13 protein-coding genes are annotated in these 12,624 nt (G+C 31.0%); 4 read left to right on the forward strand and 9 right to left on the reverse strand.

The annotated features are described in order from the left end of the window. A partial coding sequence (locus QNK89_RS10770; RefSeq protein WP_340171058.1) for a NifU N-terminal domain-containing protein occupies positions 1-688 on the reverse strand: 688 nt, incomplete at its 3' end. A 260-nt stretch (positions 689-948) separates the two neighbouring features. Here QNK89_RS10770 and QNK89_RS10775 point away from each other — a divergent pair. Together QNK89_RS10775 and QNK89_RS10780 are read left to right on the forward strand one after the other, a co-directional pair. After that, on the forward strand, positions 949-1,959 hold the full coding sequence (locus QNK89_RS10775) for a type IX secretion system membrane protein PorP/SprF (protein ID WP_340171059.1): 1,011 nt from the start codon (positions 949-951) through the stop codon (positions 1,957-1,959). A gap of 237 nt (positions 1,960-2,196) precedes the next feature. Beyond that, the gene (locus tag QNK89_RS10780) at positions 2,197-2,661 is read left to right on the forward strand and encodes a gamma carbonic anhydrase family protein (protein ID WP_340171093.1); all 465 of its coding nucleotides are present in this window, start codon (positions 2,197-2,199) and stop codon (positions 2,659-2,661) included. 65 nt (positions 2,662-2,726) lie between these two features. Here the strand turns inward: QNK89_RS10780 and murI are convergent, their stop codons facing one another. The 8 genes from murI to QNK89_RS10820 all read right to left on the reverse strand — a co-directional run bounded on the left by murI (position 2,727) and on the right by QNK89_RS10820 (position 11,040). Next, positions 2,727-3,509, reverse strand: a complete 783-nt coding sequence (murI, locus tag QNK89_RS10785; RefSeq protein WP_340171060.1) for a glutamate racemase — start codon at positions 3,507-3,509, stop codon at positions 2,727-2,729. 75 nt (positions 3,510-3,584) lie between these two features. Next, positions 3,585-4,097, reverse strand: coding sequence for an OmpH family outer membrane protein (locus tag QNK89_RS10790; RefSeq protein WP_340171061.1), 513 nt, complete (start codon positions 4,095-4,097; stop codon positions 3,585-3,587). A 33-nt stretch (positions 4,098-4,130) separates the two neighbouring features. After that, positions 4,131-5,105, reverse strand: a complete 975-nt coding sequence (locus QNK89_RS10795; RefSeq protein WP_340171062.1) for an OmpH family outer membrane protein — start codon at positions 5,103-5,105, stop codon at positions 4,131-4,133. A gap of 240 nt (positions 5,106-5,345) precedes the next feature. After that, positions 5,346-7,994: an outer membrane protein assembly factor BamA gene (gene bamA / locus QNK89_RS10800; RefSeq protein WP_340171063.1), complete on the reverse strand. Its 2,649-nt coding sequence runs from the start codon at positions 7,992-7,994 to the stop codon at positions 5,346-5,348. After that, positions 7,930-8,613, reverse strand: a complete 684-nt coding sequence (locus QNK89_RS10805) for an isoprenyl transferase (protein WP_340171095.1) — start codon at positions 8,611-8,613, stop codon at positions 7,930-7,932. Before QNK89_RS10805 ends, bamA begins: the two co-directional genes overlap by 65 nt. 55 nt (positions 8,614-8,668) lie before the next feature. Continuing rightward, positions 8,669-9,361 carry a DUF6089 family protein gene (locus tag QNK89_RS10810; RefSeq protein ID WP_340171064.1) on the reverse strand — a complete coding sequence of 231 codons (693 nt, stop codon included), beginning with the start codon at positions 9,359-9,361 and terminating at the stop codon, positions 8,669-8,671. A 140-nt stretch (positions 9,362-9,501) separates the two neighbouring features. Next, a complete protein-coding gene (locus tag QNK89_RS10815; RefSeq protein WP_340171065.1) occupies positions 9,502-10,377 on the reverse strand; it encodes an NAD kinase in 876 nt (291 codons plus the stop codon). 3 nt (positions 10,378-10,380) lie between these two features. Continuing rightward, positions 10,381-11,040, reverse strand: a complete 660-nt coding sequence (locus QNK89_RS10820; protein ID WP_340171066.1) for an acetoin utilization protein acuB — start codon at positions 11,038-11,040, stop codon at positions 10,381-10,383. A 93-nt stretch (positions 11,041-11,133) separates the two neighbouring features. Here QNK89_RS10820 and QNK89_RS10825 point away from each other — a divergent pair, with 93 nt between their 5' ends. Beyond that, on the forward strand, positions 11,134-11,847 hold the full coding sequence (locus tag QNK89_RS10825; protein WP_340171067.1) for a pyridoxine 5'-phosphate synthase: 714 nt from the start codon (positions 11,134-11,136) through the stop codon (positions 11,845-11,847). Next, complete coding sequence (locus tag QNK89_RS10830; RefSeq protein ID WP_340171068.1) at positions 11,847-12,611, forward strand: alpha/beta fold hydrolase; 765 nt, start codon at positions 11,847-11,849, stop codon at positions 12,609-12,611. Before QNK89_RS10825 ends, QNK89_RS10830 begins: the two co-directional genes overlap by 1 nt. The last annotated feature ends 13 nt before the right edge of the window (positions 12,612-12,624 follow it).

The following is a 12,624-nucleotide window of genomic DNA, read 5'->3' on the forward strand; positions in this document are numbered from 1 at the left end:
TATTTATAATTTCTTTTGATGTATCATCTAAAGTTTCAAAATGGGCTTCTACTTTCTCGGTTGATTTCTCAATGACTTCCGGAGCATTAATAGAAACAATTTCTTTGCCATTTTCAATGTAAGCTCTAATAAATTCACGTAATTCGTTTGTAATATCATTCCATTCAGCAACATCATATTTTGTTACAGAAATGTAATTTTCATCTATAAAAACACCTTTTACAAAAGGGAAATGAAATAATTCTGTAGCTAAAGGAGATGATTTAGCTATGTCTATAGAAGTAAATTCAAAAGCAGCATTAGCTATTTTTTTATTTGCAACAAACTTAATTACTCCGGGATTTGGAGTGCTTTCAGCATAAACAGTTACTGGTGTTTTTTTAGGTGCTATGTCTTGGTTAATAACAACGTTACCCTTGTTTAAGTATTCTTCAATTTGCTGAGAAACTTCGTTTTGTACATCTTCCCATTCAACGATACTAAAACGTTCTATAGCAATAAAATTACTAGTTATATACACTTTTTTTACAAAAGGTAAATAAAATAATTGTTGTGCTAGTGGTGATGCTTTTGCTTCATCTATATTATTAAATTCGAAACTTTGATGTTGTGTTATAAATTGATTGACTTCAAATTTTAGTATTTTAGAATTTGAAGTTTCTTGTGTAGTAACTTTAAAAGAATCCATTTTGTGATATTTTTCTTGCAAAAATACTAAAAGTATGTTCAGTTATCGATATATTTGGTACTTTAAAGATTTACCCACTAATCATAAAAGTTTAGTTTTTTTGCTAAATCCTTTTTATATTGATGTTTTTAACTTTTGTGATCCAAATAATACAAAGTAAATTTATATATTTGGCTTCGATATAATTTAATTGATAAATGAGAGTTATTATAGCGAGAGCTATACATTTTGAACCAACATCTACCTTGAAAAAAGAGATTATGAGAATACAAAGGTTATTAATATTGGCAGTTATAGTGTTTTTTAGTAGTCAATTTACTAATGCACAAGAAGGACTTCCTGTTTATTCAGATTATTTAACAGACAATTACTACTTAATTCATCCATCTATGGCTGGAGTAGCAAATTGTTCTAAAATTAGAGTTACTGGACGCCAACAATGGTTTGGAGAAGATGATGCTCCAGCGCTACTAACAGCAAGTATTAATGGTAGAATTGGAGAAACTCAATCAGGTGTTGGTGCTATTGTTTATTCTGACAAGAATGGTTTTCATTCACAATCAGGAGTTTATTTAACATATGCTCACCACCTTATGTTTTCTAGAAGTACTTCAGATTTAAATATGCTTTCTTTTGGTTTAAGTGCAGGTGCTATTCAATACAAACTAGATGAAACATCATTTTTGTTTGATGGACCAGATCCTATTATTGGAGGTATAGAACAGTCTGCAACTAATTTTAATGTTGATTTTGGATTCTCTTACCATCTTTATGATTTTTATGCTCATGCTACAGTTAAAAACCTATTAAAAAATGAAGGTGTCAATTTTAATGAGCAAGGTTTAAGTTATGATAACTTGAGAACATATATTGTTTCTGCTGGTAATACTTTTAGTAGTTATAATAACGATTGGAGTTTTGAACCTTCTGTAATGTTTATTTACAGAGATGCAACAGAAGAAGCTTCTTTTGATGTTAACCTTAAAGCATACAAAACTATGGATTTTGGAAAGGTTTGGGGAGGAATATCTTACAGAAGAAGTTTAGATGGTGCAGAATTTGTTGATGGTTCTGGAGTTAGTAGTCAAAAATTACAATACATAACACCTCTTTTAGGAGTTAACTTAGATGAGTTTATGTTTGCATATACTTATAGCTATCAAGCAAATTCAGTAGTATTTAATAATGGAGGATTCCATCAAATAACGTTGGGTTATAACTTTGGTTGTGCTAAAGAGCGTTACAGTTGTAACTGTCCAGCAATTAACTAAACAGTCCACTTTGGTTTGACGGATTACAATGCACTTCAAGATCAAGTTTTAGTGCCAAAAACAACTAATAATGTCGCTGGTAAAATTACTATACCACAGCAAGATGGTTTCGAGGTAATAAGCACAGCAGATATTCTATTTTGTAAAGCCGATGATAATTACACAGAAATTTACCTAAACAACAATAAAAAGAAAGTAGTAAGTAAAACACTTAAATATTTTGAGCAAGCGTTACAAGTGCCAGAAGATTACTATGCAGCAGAAAACGCAACCATTATTGGAGACGTAAAAATAGGAAAACAATTTAGTATTTGGTTTAATGCCGTTTTACGAGGCGATGTAAATTATATAAAATTAGGTAATAAAGTAAATATACAAGATGGAGCAGTAGTTCATTGTACCTATCAAAAATATCCAACAATTATTGGAAATAATGTGTCTATTGGGCATAATGCTATTGTACACGGTTGCACTATCCACGATAATGTGGGAAGTATTGTTATGGATAATTGCGTTGTAGAAAGTAATAGTATTGTTTCTGCTGGAACAGTAGTTACACATAATACAACAGTAGAATCTGGAAGTATTTATGCTGGTGTTCCTGCAAAAAAAGTTAAAGATATTAGCGAGGAACTTATAAATGGTGAAATAAACTGTATTGCAGAGAATTATGTAAAATATTCTAGTTGGTTTAAAGAGTAGTTGTTTTATTAGTTTATGTAATTGTAAGAAGTAACGAATTAGCTATCTATATAAATCCAAGAAATTTAAAACTTCAAATATTTAACATCAAAAACATCGTCTAAAAGCGATTGCATTACTTCTGTATTTTGTAGGTTGATGAAAAACTTCTTCTTAGGAGTAAATAATTCAGCATTTAATAAATTAAATTGTTTTAAAACAGCTTTTGTTTGTTTAGCAACAGCTAAACCAGAATCTATAATCTTAACATGTTTTGGTAGTAGCTTATTTAACATTGGAATAAGATAAGGATAATGTGTACAACCTAAAACAAGGTAATCTATATTAGCCACTAACATTGGTTTTAAGTAGCTTTTAAGCAGAGTATTCATCTTCTCAGACTCTAATTCTCCATTTTCAATAAGTTGTACAATGCCTTCACCTATTTGTTCTACAATATTTATTCCGTTGGAGTATAAACTTGATGTGTTATGAAACAAAGCACTAGACAGCGTGCCTTTTGTTGCAAGTATGCCAATGGCATTTGTTTTTGTGTTTAATACTGCAGGTTTAATTGCTGGTTCAATACCTATAAAAGGCACATTGTATCTTTCTCTTAAAACGCTAATAGCATTTGTTGTAGCAGTATTACAAGCTACAACTATTAACTTACAGTTTTTTTCTAAAAGTAACTCTGTATTTTTAATGCTTAACTCCAGAATTTTGTCTTTACCCTTTGGGCCATAAGGAGCATTAATACTATCGGCTAAATAAATAGTATTCTCGTTTGGTAATACGTTATGTATTTCCTTCCAAATAGAAGTGCCACCAACACCAGAATCAAATATGCCAATAGGTTGTTTGTTCATAAATAATATTTACTTTATAAAAATACAAAAGCCGACTTAATAAGTCGGCTTTTGATAATATTTGTTTTTGATAATTTATTTTATACCTAATTCTTTTTTTACGTCTTCCAATAGGTTTTTACCATCTGCCATTAGTAGTCCTCCACCTTCTGTAGAGTCTAATACGTAATCAAAACCTTGAGCTTTTCCTACTTTTAAAATAGCAGCTTTTGCTTGTTTGAAAATAGGTTCGTAAAGCTTCATTCTTTTGTCTTTTAATTCGTTGTCAGCATTAACAGCATAATCTCGCATGTCTTTTTTATTTCCTTCTACCTCGTAGAATCGTTTTTCATTTTCCTCATCGGTTTTACTCTGTGATTCTGCATTATATTGCTCAGATTTTTTTTTGATCTCTAATTGCATTGCTTGAATATCTGCTTGAACAGTTTCAGCAATTTTTTGTAAGTCTCCATTAGCTGCAATCATTTCTGGCATTAATTGTATTAATTCACCTGTATTAATGTGTGCAACCTTAGATTGTGCATTTGTTAAACTGGTTGCTGCAAAAAATAATGTAGCTGCAATAAGTAATGTTTTAATTTGTTTCATTTTTAAAATAGTATTTGTGTGTGTTATAAATTATTAATCCTCTTTATTTTCGTCTTCTTTAGCACTTTCTTTTTCTTCTTTTGCTTTTTTACGATCGTCTAAGACTTTTTGTCTTCTATCTTCTAATTCTTTTTTTCTAGCAGCTCTATCTGCTAATTTTTTTTGTTTACGCTCTTCTAGAATTTGCTCTCTTGTTTTAGTAGCATCTTCTGTTTTTGCTTCTTTATCATCAGTGTTTTCAGTGCCTTCTTTTTCTTTATTTCTAGCGTCTAATTTATCTTGCTTTGCTTTTTCTCTTTCTTCTATCGTTGCTGCTCTTTTATCTGCTAATTCTTTTTTTCTTGCTTCTACTAAAGCCTTTCTTTCTGTTTTTTTCTTATCTAATGCAGCTTGTCTAGCATCTTTACTTTCGTCTATTTCAACAGTTACATCTTCCTCTTCAGCTTCTTTTTTATCTTTTCTAGAGTTTAACTGCTTTCTTTTTGAAGTACGTGTAATAGTTCTTAAAACTTGTTCACTAATATCAAAACGTTCAGCAGAATATAACATCACAACGTCTGCAGATTTATCAAACACAAAATCGTATTTTTTTGCTTTTGCAATATCTTGAACGGCTTGAAAAATTTGATCTTGAACAGGCTGCATTAACTGTCTTCTTTGAATCATTAAATCTCCATTTGCCCCAAATCGTTTTTGCTGATAGTCTAATATTTCTTTTTCTTCGAAAGAAATATCTTCTTCGCGTTCTTCAATTAATTCTTTTGTTAAAAGCGCTTTTTCATTATTTAAATCATTTCGCTTTTGCTCAATAGTTTTTAATTGTTTTTCAATTTCACCTTTCCATTTTTGAACTTTTGCATCTAATTGCGATGTAGCTTCTGTATATTCAGGTACGTTTTGTAAAATATATTCTGTATCTATATATCCTAATCTAACTCCACGCTGTGCGTTTGCTTGAAAAGATACCATCGATACTATGGTCAATAAAAAAAGAACTTTAAATTTCATCTGGTTATATTTTAATATTTAATAACATATATTCAAAAAAACCGACAGTTTGAATTTAGATTCTGCCTTATTTTGAATCGCTTTGTTTTCAAAATAACAAATTTTAATTGTAAAAATTTTAATTCTTGAACCAAATCCTCAAATTAATCATTGAAAATATCGTGCCAAAAATATAAAATTGTCGAAATTAGTGCATATTATTAAGTCTTTTTTTTGTGATTAATGCGCTTTGATTATAAGTTAAAATTGTTGTCCGATAATAAAGTGTGTTTCCCATCCATGTTTAACAGTGTTTCCAGGAAGAGGATCGAAACCGTGACCAAAATCAATTCCTAATAAACCAAATGCTGGCATAAATATTCTAACACCTACACCTGCAGAACGTTGAACGTTAAATGGATTGTAATCTTTAAAATTATCATAAGATGCTCCAGCGTCTAGGAAACCTAAAGCATAGATCTTAGCAGATTGCTTTAAGGTAATTGGGTAACGTAATTCTAAAGAGAATTTGTTATAAATGGTTCCTCCATCTTGACTTGAGAGTGCTTGGTTAGGGTAACCTCTTAATGCTACAACTTCTCTACCGTCTAGTGCAAAAGCTCCTAAACCATCACCACCAATAAAGAAACGTTCGAATGGTACTACACCTCTTTCCTGGTTGTAGGCTCCTAAGAACCCAAACTCTACTGTAGATTTAAAAACAAATTTATTTACTAGTTTTGTATACCAATCGCCTTTAAATTTAACTTTATAAAATTCTAACCAATTAAAACGTTCTTGGTCAATTTGAGATATTCTGTTAGATGCAGAAGTTCTCTCATCAATACCAATGCTAGGGTCACTAATTATCTCTTGGTTAGCTTCTCTTTCTTCTCTAAGTGCTTCATAATCTACATTGTTTAATAAAGAATACGGTAAGGTTAGTTTTGCTGAAACAGAAAAACTTGAACCACCGGTTGGAAAAACAGGATCGTTAAAAGTGTTGTTTCTACTTAAACCTACTGTGTAAGATAAGTTGTTAGAATAACCATTTCCAAAAGTAAATAAACCAGTGTTATAATTTTTTAAATCGTAATGTTGGAAACCTACAGCTTGAGATAGTGTAAAATAATCGTCTGGTACAGATAAACGTTTTGCTAAACCAAATGTTACACCTGTAATGTTAAAACGTCTGTCTTTATCTGCGTTTCCTGTTTGCGCATCAAATAAAAATTGTTGTGTGTGAGATAGTGATGTAGAAAACTGTATTGGTTTTTTACCACCCATCCATGGTTCTGAAAACTGAAAGCTGTAAGTTCTAAAGAAACGACTTGCTTGTAAACGTAAGGCAAGTTTTTGTCCATCTCCAGTAGGAATTGGCTTATAAGCATCTTTGTTAAATATATCCTTAAGTGAAAAGTTATTAAATGACAGCCCTAATGTACCAATAAATCCACCACCACCATAACCACCTTGTAGCTCTATTTGGCTTGCTCCAGCCTCAACAACACCATATTCGATATCTATGGTTCCATCCTCTGGACTAGCATTTTTAAATGCTGGATTTATTTGTTCAGCATCAAAGAAACCTAATTGGCTTAATTCTCTAACTGTACGTACTACGTTTGCTTTACTGTATAGTTCTCCTGGACGTGTTCTTATCTCTCTGTAAATTACATGATCGTTAGTTTTTTCGTTTCCAACAACTGTAATTTTATTAAAATAAGTTGGCTTACCTTCAACTATTCTAATTTCCATATCTATAACATTACCATCTGCACTTACTTCTACTGGATTAATAGTAGAAAATAAATAGCCATGGTCTTGGTATAGGTTAGTAATGTCATCACCATCTGGTCTTGTATTGTCTGCAATACGTTGCTCTAATAAAACACCATTATAAGTGTCTCCTTTTTCTATACGAAGTTGTCGTTTTAAAAAGGCATCATTATAAACAGTATTACCAATAAAAGTAATCTCTCCAAAGGTGTACTTTTCTCCTTCTTCAATTTTAATATTTAAACTAACTGTTTTAGCATTGTTAACTATTAAAGTATCTGAAATTACACGAGCATCTCTATAACCGTTTTCTTTATACCTATCTATAACGCTATTTAAGTCTTCTTTAAAGTCTGCTGCTATATATTTTGAACGTTTTAAAAGTCGTATAGGATTTTTTTGCTTAATATTTTTCATTGCTTTTCTAAGCTTCTTATCACTAAATACAGAATTCCCTTCAAAATTAATGTCTGTAATTTTTACTTTCTCACCTCTGTCTACATTAAGTACCATGTTAACACGAGCATTCTGAAGAGAGTCTTTAACAGGAATTGTATTAATATTAACCTTGGTATTTAAAAATCCTGCTTTTCTATTTTTATTTTGAATGTAATTTTTTGTAGTTGTAATAAGGTTTTCTGTAACCTTTACACCATCTTGAAGCTTGTTTTCTTTAATTAAAGCTTCTTTTTTACTTTTCTTAACTCCAGTAATTTTTAATTCGTTTAGTGTTGGTAAATCTGCTAATCTAATTTCTAGATATGCTGCATTGCCTTCAACTTTAGATAAGTAAACTTCTATGTCACTGAATAGATTAGTTTTCCAAAGCTTTTTTATAGCTGTACTAATCTCTTCGCCAGGAATTAGTATTTCATCTCCTTTTTTAAGTTTAGAAAATGTAATAATAGTTTGCTCGCTAAAGGTTGTGTTACCAACTACTTTTATCTCTGCTATTGTGTAAGTTTTACTTTCGGCAAAAGACATTTCTTGTGCTTGAGCAAAAAGGCTAGAGGTTGCAATAAGGATTGCTATTGTGTATTGTAAAAATGTTTTCAATTGTAATTTCTTAACTAATTTGTTCACTTGTTTTTCCAAAGCGTCTTTCTCTATTTTGATATTCTGTGATAGCATCACAAAGGTGTTGCTGTGTAAAATCTGGCCACAATACTTTCGTAAAATATAGTTCGGCATAGGCTATCTGCCAGAGTAAAAAATTACTGATGCGTTGTTCTCCACTTGTTCTAATTAGTAGATCTACGTCTGGTAAATTTTGAGTATAAAGATGCTCATTAATAATCGATTCGTCAATATTTTCGGAAGAAATTATATTATTTTTAACTTTATCGCTTATTTCTTTTATTGTATTTAATAATTCTTCTCTAGAACCATAGCTTAAAGCTAAGGTTAATGTCATTCTAGTATTGTTTTTTGTAAGTTCTATTACTTCATTAAGCTCTTTATATACTTTCTTTGGCAAGTTAGAAAGTTTACCAATAGCATTAAGTTTAATGTTGTTATCTTGAAGTGTTTTAATTTCTTTTTTTAATGCAGAGACTAATAATCTCATTAATGTGTCTACTTCTAATTTTGGTCTTTTCCAGTTTTCTGTAGAAAAAGCATAAAGCGTTAGGTTTTCTATTCCTATTTGTGCACTAGCCTCTACGGTTTGTCTTACAGGCTTTGTTCCGTTTTCATGACCAATTGCACGAAGAAGCCCTTTTTGTTTAGCCCAACGACCATTACCATCCATTATAATGGCGATATGTTTTGGTAACTTACTTGTATTTATTTTACTTGTATCCAAATTATCCTGGGCAAAAACATGGGTTTCTACCAAACGTGTAAGTTAGTGTTATTCCTGTAAAGGTATACCAATCGTTATTATTAAGGTTTCCAAAAGATCGTCCTTCTATAGCTTCTTTAGCATCTGGAACACTACCATCTAATTCATCTGAAAACGTATAGCGTGCTCCAATTTCTAGTGCGATAATAAAATCTGGAGAAATTGCGGCTTTGTAACCTATTGCCATAGGGATACCGTATGCGTAGCTTGTTGTTTTTTCGTCTACAATTGTACCGTCTTGATTAAAATAGAAATTATCATGTTTAGCAACGCTTACGCCTGTGTACAAATAAGGTGTAGAAACATTGCCTTCATTATGTAGATTGAAATCAAAAAAAGTGAATTCCATCCCAGCAGATAGTTCTAAAATACTATTGTTAAACTCATAACCTCTTATTTGCCTGCTTGGATCATCAGAATCTCTATCGTTACCTTCTATATCTGTAAAGGTTAAAGATATTCTATAAGAGTGTCTTTCGCTTCTGTTCCATTTGTAAATTGCTCCTAAAGCGAGTTGTTTTGGTGCTATATAGTCTGTAGCACCTACATCTCCAATAAAATTACTGCCTCCAACAAAAATCCCGAATTCGTTAATTTGAGCACTACTTATTTGTGTGCCTAAAAATGTTATTAGTAAAAGCGTTAAATACCTCATAAATCTTCAAAGTTTGCAAATATAATAAATAACATTAGCATATTATAATTTGAGCTAAATAGTTACTGTTTAAAACAGTATTTACTCTAAATTATTGTAAAAATTAAAGGATTGCTGGTTAGAAAAGTAAAAACAGACAATTAATTTCTCTTGTCTTCTCCCCAAAGTAATTTTTTTCTTAAGGTTGTAAGGAAGCTTTCAGAGTTTAATTCGATCATGTTAATAGTAAATGGCGCTTTTTTTATGGTAATAATTGTGTTATTAGAAAGTGTTGCTATTCGTGAATCTAATGATACTAAATAATTCTTTTCACGACCACTTACTTTAAGTTCTATTGTTGTAAAATCTTCAATAACTAGTGGTCTTGCACTTAAATTGTGTGGCGCTATTGGTGTTAAAACAAAACTAGTAGTATCTGGTGTTATTACTGGTCCAGCGCAGCTTAGCGAATAACCTGTTGAACCTGTTGGTGTGGCAATAATTAAGCCATCGCTCCAATAAGAAGTTAAAAACTCGCCATTTAATTTTGTTTCAACAGTTATCATAGAAGTTGTGTTTTTTCTACTTACTGCAATTTCATTTAAAGCAAAGTTTAAATCTTTTATGTCACTGTTTTCTGGAGACGTTTCAATAGATAATAACGTGCGTTTACTTAATGTGTATTCTTTGTTTATTATTTGCTGTATGGCTTGTTTTATGTCTTCGGGCTGAATGGTAGCTAGAAAGCCTAGTCTTCCGGTATTAATTCCTATTATTGGTATGTTTAAATCTTTCACAAAAGTTATGGCTCTTAAAATAGTACCATCTCCTCCAATGCTTACAAACAAATCAAAGCTTTTGTCTAAAGCGTTAAAAGTTCTATATGTAGAAAGATTTGTTAACTCAGATTTTATATCATTATAAAACTCATCTTCTAGATACAATTCGGCATTAAAACCTATCAACTCTTTTGTTAAGGTTTTAAGGGAGTCTTTAGATTGTTTTTTTGGATATTGACTGTAAATGGCAACCTTCATAAATTACATGTTTAGGTATTTATTTAAATAATCTGAACGCTCTTTAAGGCCAATAAGGTAGCTGTCATCTTCATGCCCAGATATTACATTATAACTATAACGTCTAAAGGTTTGCATGATTTCGTTTAGGTTGGCATTGCCAATTTTTAGAGTTATTTGTGCAACATCATTTTCGATTTTAGAGATAAAAGCACCTAGAACTTTGCCATTGTTAGATTCTACAATTTGACTGACTTCACTAAAAGAATAATCTGTCATTCCTTTTTCTATAATTAGTACTGCTCCTGCTTCTGAAAAGAAAGGTGTTTCATTAAACAAACTAATAATGTCATTTAATTCATAATAACCCAAATACACATTTTTATTACTTAAAACAGGCATGATATTAGCTGAATTTTGAGCGAAAGCTTCAAGTATATCTAACCAATTAGTGTCTTCTCGAACAAAAAAACCTTCACCAGAGTAACGATAGTCTTCAATTGGATTTGAGCTTTCAAAACAGTGCGCATCGTTTTCAGATATACAGCCCAAATAAACACCTTCGCTATTTTTAATAGGAATATGTGAATAGGTTAATTGGTTAAAAAGCAACTGAATCTCTTTAACTTTATCTGTGTTTAAAAGTGGTTTTATATCGTTTATTATGTAATCTAGAAGATTCATAGTCTATGTTTCAATTTTATGCAAATTAATTAAAAATAAGAACAATCTCGTGTATCTACTTTGTATTTTTGTGCTAAATAATTTACAAAAGAAATGACAAAACTTAGCGTAAACATAAATAAAATAGCAACTTTAAGAAACTCTAGAGGAGGAGATACGCCTAATCTAGTTCAGTTTGCAAAAGATGTACAACGTTTTGGTGCTCAAGGTGTAACTATACATCCAAGACCAGATGAGAGACACATTCGTTACCAAGATGCTTATAATTTAAAACCTGTGGTACACACAGAGTATAATATTGAAGGCAACCCAATTTCAAAATTTGTAGATATGGTTTTAGAAATAAAACCAACACAAGTTACTTTGGTTCCAGATAGTATAGATACATTAACTAGTAATGCAGGCTGGGATACCATTAAAAATAAAGATTTTTTAACAGAAGTTATTTCAGAATTTAAGCGCAACAATATCCGTACATCTATTTTTGTAGATCCAATTCTTAGTCAAATAGAAGGAGCAAAGGCAACAGGAGCTAATAGAATAGAATTATATACCGAAAGTTTTGCTCACCAATATAATATAGGTAACAAAGATGAGATTAAACAATATACACAGTGTGCTGAACTTTCTAACTCAATAGGTCTAGGTGTTAATGCAGGACACGATTTATCTTTAGATAATATTCAGTTTTTTAAACAACATATTCCAGAATTATTAGAGGTTTCAATAGGTCATGCTTTAATATCTGAAAGTCTATATTTGGGTATAGAAAATGTTGTTAATATGTATTTAAATAAATTAAAGTAATGCAACTCCACTCAAATATAATAGGAGAAGGTAAGCCGTTTTTAATACTTCATGGTTTTTTAGGCATGAGTGATAACTGGAAATCTTTAGGAAAGCAGTTTGCTAAAGCAGGTTTTCAAGTGCATTTAATAGATCAAAGAAATCATGGTAGAAGTTTTCATAGCGATGATTTTAATTATGATGCCATGTCTCAAGACTTAAAATTATATTGTGATGCCTATAATTTAAAAGATGTTGTTCTACTTGGTCACTCTATGGGTGGAAAAACAGCAATGTTGTTTTCATCGCAATTTAGCGATTATATTTCAAAACTAATTGTGGCAGATATTTCACCACGTTTTTATCCTATCCATCATGATGCTATTTTAGAAGGGTTAGGAAGTTTAAATTTTAAAACTTTAGAAAGTAGAGGAGAGGCAGACAAGCAATTAGCTAATTACGTTAGCGATTATGGCACACGATTATTTTTATTAAAAAACCTATATTGGGTAGAAAAAGGAATTTTGGGATTAAGGATAAACCTTGAAGTGCTAACAGAAAACGTAAGTGAAGTTGGTGAATCGTTACCATTACATTCTAAATTTGAAGGCCAAACACTCTTTTTAAAAGGAGACAAAAGCGAATACATTGCTGCACAAGATGAAGCTATAATAAAGTCACATTTTCCAAACGCTAAAATAGAAACGATTGCAAATGCAGGGCATTGGTTGCATGCTGAAAACCCGAAGGACTTTTATAATGCAGTTATAAATTTCGTAAATTGAAAAATAAACCATA

It is taken from the genome of Lacinutrix sp. (assembly GCF_037625555.1).
GTDB lineage: Bacteria > Bacteroidota > Bacteroidia > Flavobacteriales > Flavobacteriaceae > Lacinutrix.

Bases quoted from the DNA above. Each gene is read 5' to 3' on its own strand.
- QNK89_RS10825 (WP_340171067.1), top strand. From the start codon at position 11,134: ATGACAAAACTTAGCGTAAACATAAATAAAATAGCAACTTTAAGAAAC.
- QNK89_RS10795 (WP_340171062.1), bottom strand. From the start codon at position 5,105: ATGAAATTTAAAGTTCTTTTTTTATTGACCATAGTATCGATGGTATCT.
- QNK89_RS10790 (WP_340171061.1), bottom strand. From the start codon at position 4,097: ATGAAACAAATTAAAACATTACTTATTGCAGCTACATTATTTTTTGCA.
- QNK89_RS10830 (WP_340171068.1), top strand. From the start codon at position 11,847: ATGCAACTCCACTCAAATATAATAGGAGAAGGTAAGCCGTTTTTAATA.
- QNK89_RS10820 (WP_340171066.1), bottom strand. From the start codon at position 11,040: ATGAATCTTCTAGATTACATAATAAACGATATAAAACCACTTTTAAAC.
- bamA (WP_340171063.1), bottom strand. From the start codon at position 7,994: ATGCTATCACAGAATATCAAAATAGAGAAAGACGCTTTGGAAAAACAA.
- QNK89_RS10815 (WP_340171065.1), bottom strand. From the start codon at position 10,377: ATGAAGGTTGCCATTTACAGTCAATATCCAAAAAAACAATCTAAAGAC.
- QNK89_RS10805 (WP_340171095.1), bottom strand. From the start codon at position 8,613: ATGGATGGTAATGGTCGTTGGGCTAAACAAAAAGGGCTTCTTCGTGCA.
- murI (WP_340171060.1), bottom strand. From the start codon at position 3,509: ATGAACAAACAACCTATTGGCATATTTGATTCTGGTGTTGGTGGCACT.
- QNK89_RS10775 (WP_340171059.1), top strand. From the start codon at position 949: ATGAGAATACAAAGGTTATTAATATTGGCAGTTATAGTGTTTTTTAGT.
- QNK89_RS10810 (WP_340171064.1), bottom strand. From the start codon at position 9,361: ATGAGGTATTTAACGCTTTTACTAATAACATTTTTAGGCACACAAATA.